This is a genomic window from Bacillus sp. FJAT-45350 (assembly GCF_002335805.1).
GTDB lineage: Bacteria > Bacillota > Bacilli > Bacillales > NISU01 > FJAT-45350.
In genome coordinates this window covers 2576823-2598084 of record NZ_NISU01000001.1, presented here as the reverse complement: position 1 = coordinate 2598084, position 21262 = coordinate 2576823, and the positions used below count along the sequence as shown (strand labels likewise).

16 protein-coding genes are annotated in these 21262 nt (G+C 36.7%); 14 read left to right on the top strand and 2 right to left on the bottom strand.

The window, feature by feature from the left end:
• Positions 1–4 precede the first annotated feature (4 nt).
• Positions 5–1897, bottom strand: a complete 1893-nt coding sequence (glgB, locus tag CD003_RS13070) for a 1,4-alpha-glucan branching protein GlgB (protein ID WP_096201543.1) — start codon at positions 1895–1897, stop codon at positions 5–7.
• A gap of 356 nt (positions 1898–2253) precedes the next feature.
• Between glgB and CD003_RS13065 the strand changes: the two genes are divergently transcribed.
• The 14 genes from CD003_RS13065 (at position 2254) to CD003_RS13000 (ending at position 20071) form a co-directional block, all read left to right on the top strand.
• Positions 2254–3378, top strand: coding sequence for a BMP family lipoprotein (locus tag CD003_RS13065; protein WP_306453949.1), 1125 nt, complete (start codon positions 2254–2256; stop codon positions 3376–3378).
• Between the two features lie 154 nt (positions 3379–3532).
• Positions 3533–5062 (top strand): ABC transporter ATP-binding protein, encoded by a 1530-nt coding sequence (locus CD003_RS13060; RefSeq protein WP_096201541.1) that lies wholly within the window; start codon positions 3533–3535, stop codon positions 5060–5062.
• Between the two features lie 11 nt (positions 5063–5073).
• Positions 5074–6120: an ABC transporter permease gene (locus CD003_RS13055; protein ID WP_096202348.1), complete on the top strand. Its 1047-nt coding sequence runs from the start codon at positions 5074–5076 to the stop codon at positions 6118–6120.
• The gene (locus tag CD003_RS13050; protein WP_096201540.1) at positions 6121–7083 is read left to right on the top strand and encodes an ABC transporter permease; all 963 of its coding nucleotides are present in this window, start codon (positions 6121–6123) and stop codon (positions 7081–7083) included.
• Positions 7084–7298: 215 nt separating this feature from the next.
• The gene (locus tag CD003_RS13045) at positions 7299–7988 is read left to right on the top strand and encodes a DUF2225 domain-containing protein (RefSeq protein ID WP_096201539.1); all 690 of its coding nucleotides are present in this window, start codon (positions 7299–7301) and stop codon (positions 7986–7988) included.
• A gap of 179 nt (positions 7989–8167) precedes the next feature.
• Positions 8168–8632 carry a chemotaxis protein CheX gene (locus CD003_RS13040; protein WP_096201538.1) on the top strand — a complete coding sequence of 155 codons (465 nt, stop codon included), beginning with the start codon at positions 8168–8170 and terminating at the stop codon, positions 8630–8632.
• 182 nt (positions 8633–8814) lie between these two features.
• Entirely contained in the window at positions 8815–10359 is a 1545-nt protein-coding gene (locus CD003_RS13035) for a bifunctional GNAT family N-acetyltransferase/carbon-nitrogen hydrolase family protein (protein WP_096201537.1), read from the top strand.
• 148 nt (positions 10360–10507) lie between these two features.
• The gene (locus CD003_RS13030; RefSeq protein WP_142302873.1) at positions 10508–10999 is read left to right on the top strand and encodes a FixH family protein; all 492 of its coding nucleotides are present in this window, start codon (positions 10508–10510) and stop codon (positions 10997–10999) included.
• 85 nt (positions 11000–11084) lie between these two features.
• Positions 11085–11642: a glycerol-3-phosphate responsive antiterminator gene (locus CD003_RS13025; protein ID WP_096201535.1), complete on the top strand. Its 558-nt coding sequence runs from the start codon at positions 11085–11087 to the stop codon at positions 11640–11642.
• Between the two features lie 316 nt (positions 11643–11958).
• Positions 11959–13452, top strand: coding sequence for a glycerol kinase GlpK (gene glpK / locus CD003_RS13020; RefSeq protein WP_096201534.1), 1494 nt, complete (start codon positions 11959–11961; stop codon positions 13450–13452).
• 194 nt (positions 13453–13646) lie between these two features.
• On the top strand, positions 13647–15323 hold the full coding sequence (locus tag CD003_RS13015; RefSeq protein ID WP_096201533.1) for a glycerol-3-phosphate dehydrogenase/oxidase: 1677 nt from the start codon (positions 13647–13649) through the stop codon (positions 15321–15323).
• 284 nt (positions 15324–15607) lie between these two features.
• Positions 15608–17344, top strand: coding sequence for a phospho-sugar mutase (locus tag CD003_RS13010; RefSeq protein WP_096201532.1), 1737 nt, complete (start codon positions 15608–15610; stop codon positions 17342–17344).
• 177 nt (positions 17345–17521) lie between these two features.
• Complete coding sequence (locus CD003_RS13005; RefSeq protein ID WP_096201531.1) at positions 17522–18928, top strand: SpoVR family protein; 1407 nt, start codon at positions 17522–17524, stop codon at positions 18926–18928.
• Between the two features lie 150 nt (positions 18929–19078).
• The gene (locus tag CD003_RS13000) at positions 19079–20071 is read left to right on the top strand and encodes a sodium-dependent bicarbonate transport family permease (protein WP_096201530.1); all 993 of its coding nucleotides are present in this window, start codon (positions 19079–19081) and stop codon (positions 20069–20071) included.
• Between the two features lie 94 nt (positions 20072–20165).
• On the opposite strand, the gene phaC is transcribed toward CD003_RS13000, so the two are convergent.
• The gene (gene phaC, locus CD003_RS12995) at positions 20166–21248 is read right to left on the bottom strand and encodes a class III poly(R)-hydroxyalkanoic acid synthase subunit PhaC (protein WP_096201529.1); all 1083 of its coding nucleotides are present in this window, start codon (positions 21246–21248) and stop codon (positions 20166–20168) included.
• Positions 21249–21262 lie beyond the last annotated feature (14 nt).

Below are 21262 nucleotides of genomic sequence, written 5' to 3'. Positions count from 1 at the left end.
CAAGTTAAGATTTATCTAATTTCAATAAAGTCATCCCTAATGGAGGGATTTTGATTGTAATTCGATGAGGTTGGTTGTGCCATTTTATTTTTTCACTATGAAGTTTAGTGTCGTGACATTGTCCCGAACCCCCAAAGAGTTCGTGATCACTATTGAATGTCTCATAATATACACCTTCATAAGGAACACCGATGTGGTGGTCGTAATGGACATTGGGAGTAAAGTTACAAATAACAATGATAAAGTCTTTTTTTGATTTACCTTTTCGGATAAAAGAAATAATGCTTTGGTTATAGTCATGAGGATCAATCCATTGAAACCCTTCTTCAACGTGGTCTAATTCCCATAGTGAATTTTCTTTTAAGTAAAAAGTATTTAATTGCTTTACGTACTCGTTCATGGACTGATGTAAAGGATAGTCAAGCACCTCCCAATCTAGGTCTTCAAGGTCTTTCCATTCATCAAATTGTCCAAATTCACCACCCATGAAAAGAAGTTTCTTTCCGGGGTGTGTCGTCATATAGCCAAGAAGTAAGCGTAAGTTTGCAAACTTTTGCCAGTAATCTCCGGGCATTTTATTAAGAAGTGATTTCTTCCCATGGACAACTTCATCATGGGATAAAGGAAGAATATAATTTTCTGAAAATGTATAGAAGAAAGAAAATGTAATTAACTGATGATGCCATTTTCGGTGAATAGGGTCCATTTCCATGTATTTCAGCATGTCATTCATCCAACCCATATTCCATTTGTAATTAAAACCTAGTCCACCTAGATAAACAGGAGAACTTACAAGTGGCCAAGCGGTAGACTCCTCAGCCATCATATAAGTATTTGGAAATTGTTCGAAAACCGCCCCATTTAACCTTCGTAAAAATTGAATTGCCTCGATATTTTCATCTCCACCATACTGATTTTTTGTGTGAAGGTGCTTTTCTTTTCCATAATTCAAATAGAGCATACTAGAGACAGCATCAACACGAAGTCCATCAATATGGTACATATCTAGCCAAAAAATTGCGTTTGAAATTAAGAAACTATTTACTTCGGGTTTTCCGAAATCAAAGCTTAATGTTCCCCATTCTCCTTTATCTGCCTTTCGAGAATCGCTATATTCATATAGTGGTGTTCCATCAAATAGCCGTAATCCATGTGAATCTTTACAAAAGTGACTAGGTACCCAATCTAGAAACACACCAATTCCTTTTTGATGACATTGATCAACAAAATACATAAAGTCATCAGGTGTACCAAAACGACTTGTTAATGAAAAATATCCAGTAGTTTGATACCCCCACGATCTGTCATAGGGGTGCTCTGTTACTGGAAGAATTTCGATATGTGTGTATCCTAATTCAGCAACATAATCGATTAACTCATCTGCTAATTCTCGGTACGAATAAAAATCGCCGTTTTCTTTTCTTTTCCAAGAACCGAGGTGAACTTCATATATGGATAATGGTTGTTCATATATGTTTTTTTCTTGTTTTTCCTTTTGCCATTTTTCGTCATTCCATTTGTATTGATGTAAATCTACGACTGTTGACGCTGTATTAGGACGAACTTCCGAATAAAAAGCATAAGGGTCTGCTTTTACTAATAACTCGTTATTAGTTGTTAGAATTTCATATTTATAGTTTGTATGAACACTAACTGGAATAAAGGTAGACCAAATTCCACAATGATCTATCTTATGCATTGGATGGTTTATCCCATTCCAATTATTAAAATCCCCAATAACATTTATTTGTTGGGCATTTGGAGCCCAAACAGTAAAGCGTACCCCTGATATATTATTTTCAGTTATCAGATGAGCCCCTAGCATTTCATAGCTATGAAAAAGATTGCCTTGATGGAAGAGAAAAATATCATGCTCAGTTGGGCCATTGCTGTTCATATTGGTGTTCACAACCTTCCAATTTTAAGTAAAAGTCGAAGTTGTATTTCAAATTTATGGATATTAAAAAGATAGATGTAGGCATCATGTATGGGTTTCTAAGTAGTAGATGTATGAATGGAACGATCAAATGACTGCTAGTAATCCATTTCGCTACTAGATATCTAAATCCTCTCTCGTACCGATTTATTTCATATCAAAAAATCTGACAGTAACCAACAAAATCTGATTATATTGGTTAACTGTAAGGAACATAAATGCATTTAAACGTTTATAAGTAACATTTTGCATAAAGAATCCATTTATGAAAAAAGATATAAGGAGGACGTAACAATGAAAAGTAGGAGGAAAAAATAATGAAGAAAAAACTTTCGATGTTTTTGTCACTTATTTTAGCTACAGGTACTGTATTAGGTGCTTGTGGAACAGCAGCTGATCCAGCTCCTGTTGAGGAAGACCCAGTAACAGAAGAGGCACCAGGTGAAGAAGCAACTGATGACGCTACTGACTTTTCAGTTGGGATGGTTACAGATGTTGGTGGAGTTGATGACAAGTCATTTAACCAATCAGCTTGGGAAGGGATGCAACGTTTTGGTGCAGATAATGACTTAACAGAGGGACAAGATTTCAAATACTTACAATCAGGTGACGCAGGGGATTATGGCCCTAACTTAAACTCATTAGTTCGTGAAGGAATTGATTTAGTTTGGGGGATTGGATTCTTAATGGCAAATGACATTGCCACAATTGCAACGCAACAGTCTGATGCTCAATTAGCAATTGTTGATGATGTTGTTGTCGATACGAATGGAGAGACGCTACCAAATGTAGCAAATATCACTTTCAAAGAACATGAAGGTTCTTTTCTTGTAGGTGTTGTTGCAGGGCTTCAAACAGAAACAAATCAAGTTGGCTTTATTGGTGGAGTGGAAGGTTCTTTAATTAAGAAGTTTGAGAATGGTTTTAAAGCCGGTGTAAAGATGGTAAACCCAGAAGCTGAAGTTTCTGTGCAATATGCTGAATCATTCAATGATGCAACTAGAGGACAAGCAATTGCAAATACGATGTACGCTCAAGGTGCAGATATCATTTATCATGCAGCTGGTGGAACAGGTAATGGTTTATTTACAGAGGCAAAAAACCGTAAGCGAGCTGGTGAAGAAGTATGGGCTATTGGTGTAGATAGAGACCAACATGAAGAAGGTCTCCCTGAAAACGTAACACTAACTTCAATGGTAAAACGTGTTGATAATGCTGTATATGCAGTATCTGAGCAAACAATGAATGGAAATTACCCTGGTGGAGAAGTAATTGAATTTGGACTTGAAGAAGATGGTGTAGGTATTGCAGATACTCAAGAAAATGTTACAGAAGAAGCGTTGGAAGCAGTTGAAGAACATAGAACAATGATTCAAAACGGAGAAATAGAAGTACCGATGACAGATGATGAATATGCAGAATTTTTAGAGGCGCAGCAATAGACAAGCTAAGCTAGGTTGTTAAAAAAGATAAATAGCATTCTTTTTTAACAACCTTTTTTTGAAAAATAAAAGCGACTTTAAGAAGTACTAATTGATGAAAAGACTAACTACTAGCTCTTCTTAATTCGAAGGTTTACTGATAGGGGTGATCTGGTTGAGTTACGTCATAGAAATGAGAGACATTCGTAAGGAATTTCCAGGGATTGTAGCAAACGATAATGTAACTCTCCAAGTTGAAAAAGGAGAAATTCATGCACTACTTGGTGAAAATGGTGCAGGGAAATCAACATTAATGAATGTATTATTTGGACTCTATCAACCAGAACGAGGGGAGATTTATGTTAAAGGGAAAAAGGTGGAAATCACTGACCCTAATGTCGCCAATCGTCTTGGTATTGGAATGGTCCATCAACATTTTATGTTAGTCGATACATTTACGGTAACAGAAAACATTATTTTAGGTAAAGAACCGACACAGGCAGGACAGCTTAACCTAAGTAAGGCAGCTAAGGATATTGATGAGCTTTCAAAGAGGTATGGTTTAGCGGTTGATCCTTACGCAAAAATAGAAGATATTTCTGTAGGAATGCAACAGAGGGTTGAAATTATTAAAACGTTATACCGTGGCGCTGAAATTTTAATTTTTGACGAGCCAACAGCAGCTTTAACACCACAAGAAATAACAGAGCTTATTGGAATCATGAAAACATTAACGGCTGAAGGAAAATCGATTATTTTGATTACCCATAAGCTGAAGGAAATAATGGAAGTATGTACTCGTTGTACAGTGATACGACGTGGTCGAGGTATTGGAACAGTAAATATTTCAGAAACAAATCCTGATCAACTAGCTGCGATGATGGTAGGAAGAGAAGTTAATTTTTCAGTTGAAAAGGGACCTGCTACACCAAAGGATACGGTATTAAAAGTTGAAGATTTAGTTGTCAAAGATTCGAGAGATATAGCAGCTCTCAATAAACTTAACTTAGAAGTGAAAGCTGGTGAAATTCTAGGAATTGCTGGTGTTGACGGAAATGGTCAAACCGAACTAATCCAAGCAATTACTGGGTTATCAAAGGTAGAAAGTGGAAGCGTATTTTTAAATAAAAAAGATATTACACATTTAGTTCCCCGAAAAGTGACAGAAGAAGGGGTTGGTCATATTCCACAAGACCGACATAAGCATGGCTTAGTTCTTGATTTCTCAGTCGGTGAAAATATTGTATTACAAACATATTACCAAAAACCTTATTCAAGAAATTCAATCTTGAATTTTAATGAAATATTTAAGAAAGCTAGAGAGTTAATTGAAGAATATGATGTTCGGACACCTTCAGAATACACTCTTGCTCGAGCTTTATCAGGAGGTAATCAACAGAAAGCTATCATTGCTCGTGAAGTAGACAGGTCACCTGATTTATTGATCGCTGCTCAACCAACCCGTGGACTTGATGTAGGGGCAATTGAATCGATTCATTCTCGTTTGGTTAAAGAGAGGGATTTAGGTAAAGCTGTTCTTCTAATTTCATTAGAATTAGATGAAGTACTGAATGTTAGTGATAGAATTGCTGTTATTTTTGAAGGAGAGATTGTTGCTATCGTTGACGCTAAAGAAACAGATGAACGAGAGCTAGGTTTACTAATGGCTGGCGGTAAGAAGGAAGAGGCAGGTGAAAGCAAATGATGAAAAAATGGATACCTGCAGAACGGCTAGTAAGTTTATCAGTCCCTATTATTGCTGTGTTTTTCGGAATACTAGTGGGGGCAATAATTATGCTACTAAGTGGCTATAATCCGATCACTGGTTACTTTTCTCTCCTACGAGGGATTTTCGGTGAAATGTACTACATAGGTGAGACATTAAGGACGATGACACCTCTGATTTTAGCGGGTCTGGCAGTTGCCTTTGCCTTTAGAACTGGACTGTTCAATATTGGTGTAGAAGGCCAATTAATTGTTGGATGGTTAGCATCAGTTTACGTAGGGGTTGCCTTAGATTTACCTTCGATTATTCATTTGCCGCTAGCAATCTTGGCTGGTGCATTAGCCGGAGCTCTGTGGGGGCTAATCCCAGGTTTTTTAAAGGCTCGATTTCAGGTTCATGAAGTGATTGTTACAATCATGATGAACTATATTGCCTTACACACGGTAAACTTTCTAATACGTTCTTATCTGTTAGTACCAGGTGAACGGACGGATAGAATTAGTGAAACAGCGTCTCTAGCGTCTCCTTTTTTACAGTCAGTTACGGACTTTTCAAGACTTCATTATGGGATTCTCATTGCTATTCTTGGAAGTGTTGTGATGTGGTTCGTTCTTTGGAAGACAACTAGAGGTTTTGAGCTACGGGCGGTAGGCTTTAATCAACATGCATCTGAATATGCAGGGATAAGTGTTAAAACAAATATCGTACTTTCCCTAGTCATTTCAGGAGCCTTTGCTGGTGTTGCAGGAGCAATGGAAGGCTTAGGTACGTATCAGTATATGTCAATCATGTCTGGTTTTACGGGCGTTGGGTTTGATGGTATCGCAGTCGCATTACTTGGTGCTAATAGTGCGCTAGGTGTCATATTAGCTGCTGGTCTTTTTGGAGGGCTGAAAATTGGTGCATTAAATATGCAATCACAAGCAGGTGTACCAACCGAGTTAGTTGATATTGTCATCGCCTTAATTATTTTCTTCGTTGCCTCTAGTTATCTCATTCGCTGGATAATGAACAGGGTGAAAAAGGAGGAGATTTAAATGGATTTTATGCAAGTTTTATCTCTTGTAATTCCTGCAGCCATTTTTTCAGCAAGCCCATTAGTTTTAACGGCATTAGGTGGCTTATTTAGTGAACGATCAGGTATTGTTAATATTGGATTAGAAGGGTTAATGGTTATTGGTGCTTTTGTAGGTGTTGTATTTACACTGATTTTTGAAAATGCAGGGCTAGGAGCAGCATCACCTTGGCTCGCTTTCATAGTAGCAATCATTGCCGGGGCACTATTCTCTCTCTTTCATGCTGTCGCTTCGATTACCTTTAAAGCTGATCAAATTGTAAGTGGGGTAGCACTTAACTTCCTTGCTGTTGGTTTATCGGTTTTCTTAGTAAAAAATATCTATGGAAAAGGGCAAACAGACTTTATCAACTACAGAATCTATCCGGAAACGATTCCTCTCTTGAGTGATATACCTATTATTGGACGGTTGTTCTTTACAAATATTTATCCAACCTCGTATATTGCAATTATTATTGCATTTCTAGTTTGGTATGTTATATATAAGACACCGTTTGGACTTCGACTTCGTTCTGTTGGTGAGCACCCAATGGCGGCAGATACGATGGGTGTTAATGTCATTAAAATGAGGTATGTAGGGGTTATGTTAAGTGGTGCTTTAGCAGGATTTGGCGGAGCAATATTCGCCTTATCAATTTCATTAAATTTTGCTGCAAATACAATTGCAGGACAGGGTTTCATGTCCCTAGCAGCATTAATTTTCGGTAAGTGGCATCCAATAGGTGCACTTGGAGCAGCACTTTTCTTTGGATTGGCCAATTCATTAAGTGTCATTGGTCAGCAAATACCAATGTTACGAGATATACCACAGGTCTTTTTGCTAATAGCACCTTATGTACTAACAATATTAGCGTTAGCTGGATTTGTTGGAAAAGCAGATGCACCAAAAGCAATAGGTAAGCCATATGAGAAAGGCTCTAGATAATATAGTAACTCCCTCCGTTTGCTAGGAGGCCGCTGAAAAAGTGTGATTTTCACTTTTTTAGCGGCCTCTTTGCTAGAGGGGGGGTATTTTTTGTTCTCATACATAAGTAATGGTTGAAGTAATATAACTATTATTTTACTTCAACACCTAGAAGCGCTATTGCTTTTGTACTAAAATGAAATAAAGAGACAGTAGTTATAGGAGAGGTGATTTAGTTGTCCCAGGAAATAGAACCGTTTTATGATAAAGAACATACTTGTTTACTTTGTAATGAAAGGCATACCTCAAAAAAGCTCCGTTCTCGTTTTATTCGGGTAGATATGATAGATACTGACTTTCATACTACATATAAGAACCCGGAATATAATCCTGCATTATATGAAATCATTGTATGCCCTAAGTGTGGCTATGCGTTTTCTGATATGTTCTCAAATAATTTTCCTCCAGGAGCAGAGGAAGCTATTTACGAGCAAGTTTCAAAAAGGTGGCTTCCAAGAGACTTTGGAGATATTCGTACCGTTGATGATGCAATTGAAACGTATAAGCTTGGCATCGTTGCTGGTACGTTAAAAAAAGAAAAGCATATTGTGATGGCGGGTCTTTGTCTTCGGTTAGCTTGGCTCTACCGTATGAAGGAAGAAGAGAAACAAGAGATGCGATTTTTAAGGCTATCGTTAAACTATTATAAAAGTGCTTATGAGCAGTCTGACTTTCTTGGTACTCAAATGTCTGAAATTAAGTTACTCTACTTATTAGGGGAATTAAGTAGAAGAGCTGGAAATGAGCAAGAAGCAGTCCGCTACTTTTCGATGGTCATTGAACATAAGAGTCGTTCTTTTGAAACGAAAACAGTCGAGATGGCTAGAGAGCAGTGGTATGTCATTCGGAATAAAGAAGAGGAATAAAATTAATGGAATTATAGTCATAAATTAATATGACAAAAGTCAAACAAGAATATAAAAAAAAGGACTAACTCACTAAAACATGGTAAAATAGAGCATGGTTATTATTTACTATCTGATTTATTGAAAAATTATAAATACAGCTAAAAAAGTTTAGATTGTATAAATATGGGGGACTCAAAATGAACGTAAAACATGTAAATGCTATTTGTCGAGCAACTAAATCGATTTTGCAAAGTCATTTTGGTTTAGAAGTAATACCTCTGCAAGCATCAGCAGGGAAAAGTCCAGTCGCATCGAATCATATATCCGTTATACTAGGTATTAATGGTCAATTAAATGGACAAATTATTTGTTCTTTTTCTGACGATACAGCTAAGAAGCTTGTAGGAGTTATGATGGGCGGTATGGAAGTTGTTGAATTGGATGATATGGGATGGAGTGCAGTTCAAGAGTTCGGAAATTGGGTAGCTGGTACGACAGCAACAGAACTTTCTAAGGAAGATTGCATCATCGATGTAACACCACCAATTATAAATGAAGGTATCTCAAATTTTCGTTCAAATAAAATGTTTGTAAGTGTCCCATTAGAGACTCAAATAGGTAATTTAGATGTACATATTTCTGTTAAAGAAGAAGAGAAATAGAAGGTTACTTTGGGGAGACGTCTATAAAGAGCTTTACAAATCATCGATTTGTAAAGCTCTTTGCTATTATATAAATGTTAAGAAACTAAAACTGCTGTTTTCTATGCAAAATTCTGTTCACATACAAGCAAAAAGGGTACACTCTTAAATAGTGGATTTGCTATCGAAGGGAGACTAGAGAAATGTTAAAAATTGATTTATCCAATTTTGAGAAAAAGATTGAAATAAGAAGGATAAAAGAAACAGACTTTGCAGAGATTGTAGAATTACAAAAGCTTTGTTTTCCTAATATGGAGCCATGGAAAAGTGAACATTTAGAAAGCCATATAAGCATATTTCCAGAGGGACAGCTTTGTGTGGAATATGACGGAAAAATTATTGGTTCATGTAGCAGTTTGATTATTAATTTTGATGAATATGATGACCAACATACATGGGATGAAATTACCGATGAGGGCTATATAACAAATCATGACCCAGAGGGATACAATCTTTATGGGATGGAAGTAATGGTTCACCCTGAATATAGAAGAATGAAAATCGGTCGTCGTTTATATGAAGCGAGAAAAGACTTAGCAAGGGAATTGAATCTTAAGAGTATTGTTATTGGCGGACGGATTCCAAACTACTATAAGTTCGGAAATGAGCTAACGCCTCGACAGTATGTTGAAGAGGTTATGATTCATAATATTTTTGACCCAGTACTTACTTTTCAAGTAATGAACGGATTCACTCTTAAGAGAATTAATAAAAATTACTTAGAAGATGACAAAGCCTCAATGAGATATGCGACGTTGATGGAATGGAATAATATTGACTATCAACCGAAAACAAGAAGGCAGTTCCGTACAGCATTCCCAGTACGAATTACGACGATTCAATATATGATGAAGAAAATCGATTCTTTCGATGAATTTGCTACTCAATGTGAATATTATACTGATGTAGCATCAGGCTATGGTTCTGATTTTGCAGTGTTCCCAGAAATCTTTACATTACAGCTGTTATCTTTTTTACCAGAGAAAAGCCCAAGTAGAGCAATTCGTAAGTTAGCTGAATATACAGAGGACTATATTGAATTGTTTACGAATCTTGCTGTTAAATACAATATTAATATTATTGGTGGTTCTCACTTTGTTGAAGAGGGGAATAAAGTTTATAATATCGCTTATTTATTTAGACGAGATGGGACTATTGAAAAGCAATACAAGCTTCACATTACACCAAATGAACGTAAATGGTGGGGGATTTCCCCAGGTAATGAAGTTCGTGTCTTTGACACAGATTGTGGGAAGATTGCAATTCAAATTTGTTACGATATTGAATTTCCAGAGCTTGCGCGAATTGCAGTAGATAAAGGTGCTAATATTATTTTTACTCCATTCTGTACAGACGATAGACAAGGATATTTACGTGTTAGATATTGTTCTCAAGCTAGAGCGGTAGAGAATCAAGTATATACAGTTCTATCAGGTACGGTAGGTAATTTACCACAAGTAGAGAATATGGATATTCAATACGCTCAGTCAGGTATTTTCTCTCCATCGGATTTCTCTTTTTCAAGAGATGGTGTTGTAGGAGAGTGTAATCCTAATATTGATACAGTAGTTGTAGGAGATGTGGATCTAGAAATACTACGTCGTCATCGTAAATCTGGTAGTGTTAATCAATTACGAGATCGTCGTCATGATATCTATAAAACGACATATAAATTAGATGAAAACTAAAACGAAAGAAGACTGGCCAACTATTAATGGCAAGTCTTCTTTTTGTTTGCCTAAAATTACTACAAATGTGCAATGTGAACGGATACGCTTTGTTTAGAAATTATAAAATAGGAAAAAATGTTAGAGATTGGGGGTGGGTAATTTGAAAATGGAAAAGACATTATACAAGTATCCTCTACTTTCATTATTAGGGGCAGGAGCTTTTATTTTTCTTACGATTTGGAGCATTTTTGCATTTATTGAAAAAGAAACTCTTATAACGGATTGGCGAATGGATGTTGTTGGACTAGATTCTACATATCAATCTGGTAAGGCTACGGATATCCAATTATTTTTAGAAGATAGCGCAGGACAACCTATTACAAATGCAAATGTCCAGCTTATTTTAGACCGACCAGAGACGGTACATAACATTCAAAAAACGATGCACCATGTAGAGGACGGATTATATGAAACAGAAGCGATATTTTCAATCGGTGGAAAGTGGGTAGGTATTGTTGAGGCGAAGGTTGCGAGTAATGTATATCGTAATCAATTTTACATAGATATTGATGGAAACCTTGTTTCTGAGGAGTATCGTGATCCGACAGATCATTTTCACCTAGAACAGTCGATTATAAATTCTAAGTGGACAAATTAGCCATTTGATTACGTCTAGAATTGACAGTCTAATTCTACATTAGTTAAAGTTACTAAAAAGAATTGATGGAAAGGACTGCGTTTCTATGAATGGAGTTCATTTTGATGGACAGCATATTTTACCTGCGGCGCGTACATTAAAAGAATTTGAGGAGCTAATCAAAAGTGACTTTCAAAATATCATCCTTTTGAATAGTCATATTGGTCAGCTAAAGAGCTTAATAAGGTTGGCAAAAAAAGAACAGAAAAAAGTGTTTATGCATGCAGATCTTGTTCAGGGGTTAAAAAATGATGAATATGCAGCGCAATTTCTTTGTCAGGATATTAGACCAACAGGACTGATATCAACTCGAAAAAATGTTGTATTAACAGCAAAGAAGAATGGAATTATCGCCGTTCAGCGACTATTTCTCCTTGATTCAATTGCACTAGAATCAAGTTATAAGCTTTTAGAGACTACTAAACCTGATTATATCGAAGTTCTTCCAGGGGTGATGCCTCATATAATTCAGGAAGTATTTGAAAAAACAGGTATACCAATTATAGCTGGAGGACTAATTCGTGAGAAGGTAGAAGTTGAAAGAGCACTGAAGTCTGGAGCAGTTGCTGTGACAACCTCACGTAAAGATTTGTGGGATAGTTAGATAACAAAAACCATATTGACAACGTTTTCATACCGTGATTAAATACTAAGTAAGTTAATATATGTGACGGAGAATCGGAGACTAATATTTCACCTTTCAAATAGTTTTATTTGATGGGCTGGATTTGTTGGTCTCCTTTTTTGTATCTTATTTTGTATTAGGAAAAGGACAGGCTTACTAAATGAAAAGGGGGAGATTGTATGTTGCCTTTTGTTGGTGAATTAATTGGAACAACGTGGAGAGATTATAGTTAAAAATAAGGCAGGTATTGCAGCATGTCACATACAATAGATTAAAAGATAATGGGGGATCTATAATGGAGAAAAAATATATTTTAGCATTAGACCAAGGAACAACGAGCTCAAGAGCAATTCTATTTAATAAGAGCGGTGAAATTGTAGATATTGAACAAAAGGAGTTTACACAAATTTTTCCTAAACCAGGTTGGGTCGAGCACAGTGCAAATGAAATATGGGCATCTGTTCTTGCCGTTATATCTGGTGTATTACTAAAAACTAACGTGCAGGCAAGCGAAGTTGCTGGAATTGGGATTACAAATCAACGTGAAACAACGGTTGTTTGGAATAAAAACACAGGCGTGCCGGTCTATAATGCGATTGTCTGGCAATCTAGACAAACAGTTGATATTTGTGAACAGCTTAAAAATCAAGGCCATGAGCAGTTGTTTCGTGAGAAGACAGGCTTATTAGTAGATGCATACTTCTCTGGTACAAAGGTAAAATGGATTCTTGATAATGTGGAAGGGGCAAGAGAAAAGGCTGAAAAAGGAGATCTTTTATTTGGAACGATTGATACGTGGTTAATATGGAAGCTTTCGGGCGGAGCTGCACATGTGACTGATTACTCAAATGCATCACGCACTTTGTTGTACAATATTCATGAGCTTAGGTGGGATGATGAATTACTAGACATTCTATCTGTACCAAAGCAAATGTTACCTGAGGTACGACCTTCTTCTGAAGTTTATGGTCATACAGTTGATTATCATTTCTTCGGTGAACAAATACCGATTGCTGGGGCCGCAGGGGATCAACAGGCTGCTTTGTTTGGTCAAGCCTGCTTTGAGGAAGGGATGGCGAAAAATACGTACGGTACAGGATGCTTCATGCTCATGAATACGGGGCAAAAAGCTGTGAAGTCTGAACATGGATTACTGACGACACTCGCTTGGGGGATTGATGGAAAAGTTGAATATGCCTTAGAAGGAAGTATTTTTGTAGCGGGTTCTTCCATTCAATGGTTACGTGATGGTCTAAGAATGCTTAAGAACTCAAAAGAGTCTGAGGATTATGCATCAAGGGTTGAATCAACGGAAGGAGTTTATGTTGTACCGGCATTTGTTGGACTTGGTACACCATATTGGGATAGTGACGTTCGGGGCGCTATTTTTGGGTTAACACGAGGGACCGAGAAAGAACATTTTATTCGTGCAACATTAGAATCTCTTGCTTATCAAACAAAGGATGTATTAAAGGCAATGGAAGCTGATTCAGGTATCAAGCTGAGAACGTTACGAGTAGATGGAGGGGCTGTAGCAAATAATTTCTTAATGCAGTTTCAGAGTGATATTTTAAATGTACCTGTAGAGAGACCAATAATTCAAGAGACTACTGCGCTAGGAGCAGCTTATTTAGCAGGGCTTGCAGTAGAGTTTTGGCAGGATCGTACGGATATTGCGAAACAATGGAAGGTAGAAAATCGATTTGAAGTGAAGATGAACGAAGAAACACGGAGTTCATTATATAATGGTTGGGAAAAAGCAATTAAGGCGACAATGGCGTATAAATAGTATTCAATGGAATTCCTAGAAAAAAGTAAAAGATTGATATTTCAGCAATTTATGGTACAATAATGATAAGTTAATAAATTGGTCGGAGAATTGGAGAGACCACAACACTCTATTTTACTATGTATGTAGTTGGATAGGGATGTTGTGGTCTCTTTTTGTATCTCCATAACCTACCTTTGAAAGGGTGTTATTATATGGGGAATTTCTCGAGTGTTAATCGCTCTTCATATTTAGAGGAAATGTCAAAGAAAGAGTTAGATATATTAGTAATTGGAGGAGGTATTACTGGTGCTGGAATTGCTTTAGATGCACAAGTTCGAGGCTTAACTACTGGTTTAGTAGAAATGCAGGATTTTGCTGCTGGAACATCTAGCCGTTCTACGAAGCTAGTGCATGGAGGATTAAGATATTTAAAGCAGTTTGAAATAAAGCTAGTAGCCGAGGTTGGAAAGGAAAGAGCGATTGTTTATGAAAATGCACCTCATGTAACTACACCAGAATGGATGTTACTACCGATGATTGAAGGAGGTACATTTGGCAAAACAGCAACGTCAGTCGGTTTGAAGGTTTATGACTGTTTAGCAGGGGTTAAAAAAGGTGAGCGTCGTAAAATGTTAAATAAAAATCAAACATTAGACAAAGAGCCTTTAATTCGTAGTGATAAATTAAAAGGTAGTGGTGTTTATGTTGAGTACCGTACAGATGATGCGAGACTCACGTTAGAGGTTTTAAAGGAAGCGGTAAATAGAGGGACAAAGGCCGTGAACTATGCAAAGGTTACCGGTTTTGTCTATGAAAATAAAAAGGTAGTCGCAGTGAAAGCGGTAGATTTACTAACAAAGAAGGAATACGAAATTCATGCAAAAAAAATCGTTAATGCGGCGGGACCTTGGGTAGACACGTTACGGGGGAAAGACGGTTCAAAGATGGGGAAATACCTTCACTTAACAAAAGGGGTTCATCTAGTTATAGATGGTAGTCGTTTTCCATTAAAGCAAGCAGTCTACTTTGATACAGAAAAAGATGGACGAATGGTTTTCGCAATCCCAAGAGATGGAAAAACGTATGTAGGAACAACAGATACATTTTATAATGAAGAAATTGCACATCCTCGCATGACGAAGGAGGATAGAGACTATATTATTAACGCTGTAAACTACATGTTTCCAGCTGTTAAATTAGCTGTTAATGACATTGAATCTAGCTGGACTGGATTACGACCATTAATTCATGAAGAAGGAAAGAGCGCATCTAAAATTTCTCGAAAAGATGAAATTTTCTTCTCGGACTCTGGCTTAATTTCAATCGCCGGTGGAAAATTAACGGGTTATCGTAAAATGGCAGAGAGAGTTGTTGATGTTGTCGCTAAAGAGCTAGGGAACACACAAGGATGTACAACAGATAAAATTAAGCTATCTGGCGGAGGTGTTGGTGGCTCAGATAACCTTCAAACTTTCATCGAAGAGAAAACAAAAGAAGGGACATCTCTTGGGATTTCGGTTGGTGTAGCACGTAAGTTAGTAAAGCTTTACGGTTCAAATGTTGATAAAGTATTCGAACTAATACGCAATGGAGAAAGTGAGGCAAAAGCAAATAAACTTTCTTCAGTTGTCTATGCTCAGCTACGTTATGGAATTGATGAAGAAATGGTCTCAACTCCAATTGATTTCTTTAATCGTCGTACAGCAGCTTTATTTTTTAACATTGACTGGGCAAGAGAATGGAAGGCACCAGTAATAGATTATATGAAAAAGGAATGCAATTGGACTAAACAACAAACAATGAAGTTCACTGCCTACCTAGAATCAGAGTTATTCTACGCGAAGAATCCAGTAGGTGAAGAAGTGGATAAAGGTAGAAAAATAGTATAATTGAGGGACCAAAAAGTAGTCTTTAGTATAAATGGGAGTGGTATTCATCTAATTAGACGGGAAAAGTAAAGCCATTCTGAGTTTATAATATAAAAGATAATTATAAATAGCTGTAGCGAATTAGAGTGAATCTAAATTGCTATAGCTTTTTTATTTACAAGTATACATACAATGTGAAGGATTTACAGTAAAGAAGTGGAAATGATAATGGAGTAACTTCTTTTTTCGATAGTTTTAGTATAGTATGATTAATATTGAAAATAGTGGGTGTCAAGGAGGAGCATATGGACTATAAACAAGCTTATGAGAGATGGAGTCAATTTGAACCATTGGAGCAAGAATTGAAAGACTTTTTACTTTCAATAAAGGATGATGAAGTTGCATTAGAGGATTGTTTTTATAAAAATTTAGAATTTGGTACGGGTGGAATGCGTGGAGAAATTGGACCAGGTATAAACCGTATGAATACATATACAATTCGTAAAGCATCGGAAGGACTAGCTCGGTATATTGAGCAGTTTGGGGACGAAGCAAAAAATCGCGGGGTTGTTATCGCCTACGATTGTCGCCATAAATCTCCTGAATTTGCGAAAGAAGCAGCACTGACGTTAGCGAAACATAATATCCAAACATATCTTTACGAGGAACTTAGGGCAACACCAGAATTATCATTCGCTGTTCGTTATTTACATGCATATGCAGGTATTGTTATAACAGCAAGTCATAATCCTCCTGAATACAATGGATTTAAAGTGTATGGACCAGATGGAGGTCAACTTCCACCAGGGCCGGCAGATGAACTTGTGGAAAAAGTAAATGAAGTTGTAAATGAATTAGCAATTGAAGTAGCTGATGAAAAAGAGGCTCTAGAAAATGGTTTATTGAACATGATTGGTGAGCAAGTGGACCGTGTATATAATGACCAGCTTCAAACAATTATTGTTGATAAAGAGCTAGTGCTGCAAAAAGGAAAGGACGTTAACATTGTCTTTTCTCCATTACATGGAACATCTAATCGTCCTGTTCGTCGAGTCTTTCAATCAAGTGGATTTACAAATGTGACGATTGTAAAAGAGCAGGAACTACCTGATCCAGACTTTTCAACCGTGAAGTCACCAAATCCAGAAGAGCATGCGGCATTTGAACTTGCTATTCAATATGGGAAAAAAATCAATGCAGATATATTAATCGCAACAGATCCAGATGCAGACCGAGTGGGAATTGCTACGAAAAACCTTCAAGGGGAGTATGTAGTTCTGACAGGAAACCAAACAGGAGCTTTACTATTAGAATACATCTTATCCCAGAAAGAAAAAAATGGTACTCTACCTGCTAATGGAGTTGTTCTAAAAACAATAGTAACATCTGAGATTGGACGTAAAATTGCAGAAGAATATAATCTTAAAACAGTTGATACATTAACAGGATTTAAGTTTATTGGGGAAAAAATTAAAGAGTATGAACAAACAGGTGAACATCAATTCCTTTTCGGCTATGAAGAAAGCTATGGTTATTTAATTGGTGACTTTGTTCGTGATAAGGATGCGATTCAAGCATGTTTAATGGCTGCGGAAGTCGCAACCTACTATAAGTCAAAAGGAATGACTCTATACGAAGGCTTAATCGAAGTATTTGAGAAGTATGGTTACTATCAAGAAGGTCTTGAATCTCTCACATTAAAAGGAAAAACGGGAATTGAAACGATTCAATCAATTCTAACTCACTTCCGAAAAAATCCATTGACAACTCTTGCTGGTGAAAAGGTAACACATGTTGAGGACTATAATATAAGTGAAAAACGTTGTTTGCTTGATGGTACAAGCGAAAGAATCATGCTCCCAACATCGAATGTGTTGAAGTATACATTAGCTGATGGTTCATGGGTATGTATGCGCCCATCAGGTACTGAACCAAAGGTGAAGTTCTACTTTGGTGTTAAACGTTCAACCTTAGACGAGAGCAAAAAGTGGTTAGAGAAGTTATCAACTGAACTTATGGGAGAAGTGAAGAAACAGCTATAGGTGTTTCTTATTATTAAAATTAGAAGAAAGGTGTGTATCCGATTGGACGCATCTTTCTTTTTTGATTACTGTAATTATTTTTTATGTTAGATGGAACGAAAAAATAACGAGTTAGATCATCATTTAGACAGTCGTCTCATAAATTAAAGTAAAGGCCTTTTAGGAGGGGAATCTACTATGGAAGAAAACAGAGGTTTAGAGTACGCCATTGATGAGATAACGGAAATTGCGAGTGATTTTGGTCTAGACTTTTATCCAATGAGATATGAGGTATGTCCAGCAGATATTATTTATACTTTCGGTGCATACGGTATGCCGACACGATTTGCCCACTGGAGCTTTGGTAAACAATTTCACAAAATGAAACTTCAGTATGATTTAGGTTTGAGTAAAATCTATGAGCTAGTTATTAATTCCGATCCGTGTTATGCGTTCCTGCTTGATTCAAACAGTTTGATTCAAAATAAATTAATCATTGCCCATGTATTAGCTCATTGTGACTTCTTTAAAAATAATGTTCGCTTCTCGAATACCCGTAAAGACATGGTTGAAAGTATGAGTGCAACAGCAGAACGTGTCGCTTATTATGAACGAGTCCATGGTAAAGAGGAAGTCGAGAAATTTTTAGATGCAGTACTTGCTATCCAGGAACATATTGACCCTAGTATTGTAAGACCGAAGCTTACGTGGTCATTGGATGATGATGAAGAAGAGGTTGAAAGCAAGCGCTCGACACCATTTGATGACTTATGGGATTTGGATGAAACAAAGCAAGAGGAGCAGCCTAAGAAGAAAAAGAAGAAATTCCCACCTAAACCGGAAAAAGACCTCCTTCTTTTCATTGAAGAATATAGTCGTGAATTAGAGGCGTGGCAACGAGATATTCTAACGATGATGCGAGAAGAAATGCTCTATTTTTGGCCACAATTAGAAACGAAGATCATGAACGAAGGCTGGGCTTCCTATTGGCATCAACGAATTCTAAGAGAAATGGATCTTACATCAGAAGAAGCCATTGAATTTGCAAAGCTGAATGCAGGTGTAGTGCAGCCATCAAAAACACAGATTAATCCATATTATCTCGGGTTAAAAATCTTTGAGGATATTGAAGAACGCTATGATAATCCAACGAAAGAAATGATGGAAATTCAAGGTGTAAAACCAGGTAGTGGACGAGAAAAGATTTTTGAAGTTAGAGAAATTGAATCTGATATTTCCTTCATTCGTAACTATTTAACAAAGGATCTTGTTACACGAGAGGATATGTATTTATTCCAAAAACAAGGACCTGACTACAAGATCGTTGATAAAGAGTGGAAACAAGTACGTGACCAATTGGTCCTGTCAAGGGTAAATGGTGGTTTTCCATATTTAACTGTAACTGATGGTGATTATTTAAAAACCGGAGAGCTTTATATTACTCACCATTTTGAAGATACAGAGCTAGACGTAAGTTATCTTGAAAAAGTACTTCCTTATATTTATCAGCTATGGGGTAGACCCGTTCATATGGAATCAATTGTGAATGACAAGAAGATTGCCTTTATTTACGATGGCAAGAAGATTCATAGAAAGTATATTTAAAATGAGTACCACATCCAAAGCGGGTGTGGTTTTTTTCTGTGAGGATTTTCTAAAAAGAGGAAATTGATTTCGTTCTGTCGAATTTTAATTAGATTATCATAATGTGTGAAAGGATATAAATATAAGAAGGAATAGAAAGGATGGGCTGGAGTGGATTTAATTTTAGATATAGCTTATATGAACTTATTTTCACCAATGGTTTTATTTTTCATCATTGGCATTATCGCGATTCTTGTTAACTCTGATTTAAAGGTTCCAGAGGCTTTATATACAGGCTATACCATGATTATTCTTTTGACAATTGGAATTAAAGGAGGCGTAGAACTCCGGAATGTGCGATTAATTGAAATGGTTCCAACAATTATTACAGCAATTTTATTAAGTATTTTAATGTTTTTTATAACATATTTAATTGTACGCTTTTTGTTTAAATACTCGGTAACGAATGCATTAGCTCTTTCGGCGCATTATGGATCTGTAAGTGCCGTCACATTTATTGCTGGGATAGCCTTTTTAGATAAACTTGCTATTTATTATGAACCATATATGTCTGCGGTTCTTGTTATTATGGAAGGTCCTGCAATTATTCTCGCAATTATTCTGTATAAAATGTATCTTCAAAAACAGGAGAATGGAGCAGATTCAGCTAACTCTGGTTTAAAACACGTGGTTAAAGAGGCATTTTTTGGAAAGAGTATTTTTTTGCTTCTAGGTGGTATCTTTATAGGGATGACTGCCCATACAGATGGCATTACTAAAATTACTCCGTTTTTCGGGGATTTATTTTACGGTATTTTATGTATCTTTTTATTACACATGGGGATGGTAGCAACACAAAGCATCCGAAATATCGAGAATTTCAAGATAAGGTCTCTGCTGTTTGCATTTATATTACCTATTATCGGAGGAACATTAGGTGTTTTAGCTGGTAGTCTATTAGGGTTATCTTTAGGTGGTTCGGTTGTCCTTGCCTTTCTAACGGGAAGTGCTTCCTATATTGCGGCTCCTGCCGCTGTAGGTCAGAGTATGCCCAATGCTAACTCAGGTATTTATATTGGGTCGTCACTCGGGTTAACATTACCGTTTAACTTGATTATTGGGATTCCTTATTACTACTGGATAGCTACAGTATTATATAGCTAATGATCTGCAATTAGGTTCGTCGTACATTAAAAGGACAACAACTAAGACATTACTTGTTGTTGTCCTTTTAAAAATATACACATAAGAAATTATCTTAATTCGAACGTTCTGCTAGCCAATCACCAACAGTTGGGTACGTTATTTTCACTGCTTTTGGACCAAATGTAACTGAGACATGTCCTGTAGGAAGAGAGACATATTGCTTATCTTTGCTCGAGATTTTATCCATAAGTGCTTCCACTTGGTGTGGCATTGCAATATGGTCACGTTCAGCAGAAAGATTTAAGACATTAGCTGAAATGTTACTTAAATCTACCTTACGCCCACGTATTACTAACTCTCCATTTATGAGCTTATTTTGTTGATAGAATTCTCGAATCCATTGCCGATAAGCTTCACCAGGAAACGGAATCCCATCAGTAAGCCATTTCTGCATTAGCTTCCAGCTTTCAACAAACTTTGGATTATCTGAGCGTTCATATAAGCTCGTATATGGACCATGAAAATTGGTCAAAGGCTTTAGCATTTTGTTTCCGAAATCAATCATTTCCGGTGGAACATTACCTAGAGTTTCTACAACATTATCAACATCAAAGTATTTGTCGTTAAGGAAACATCCATATAATCCAGTGTTAGAGAAGTCGAAAGGACTTGTCATAAAAATTAAGTTTCGTATTGGTAGGTCAGGGTGAAGGGAAGCGAAGATAGAAGTCATCGTTCCACCCATGCAATAACCTAATACAGAAACTTCCGTTGCTTTTGATGTACGGAGCACCTTTTTAACTGCTCGTGGGTAATAATCTAGAATATAATCATCAAGCTTCATGTGTTTGTCTTCCAAACTAGGTGTACCCCAATCAAGCATATACACATCAAAGCCTTGTTCAAGGAGATATTCTACTAAGCTATTTCCTTTAGTTAAGTCAAGAATATATGGTTTGTTAATTAAGGCATATGTCATTAAAAGAGGTGTTTTATACTTTTTTGGTTGGTCTGAGATATAACGATATAGCTTTGTCTTATTTTTTGTCCAAATTGTTTCTTTTGGTGTTAATCCAACTTCAGGTTCTGGCTCTGTAGTTAATACTTCCATTGTTCTTTTTAATCTCTGATATGAGCGCTTCGTCTCATCAGGCATTAAATCAAGTATGTTACTCAATTCTTTTTCTGCAATCATATTTTATCCACACC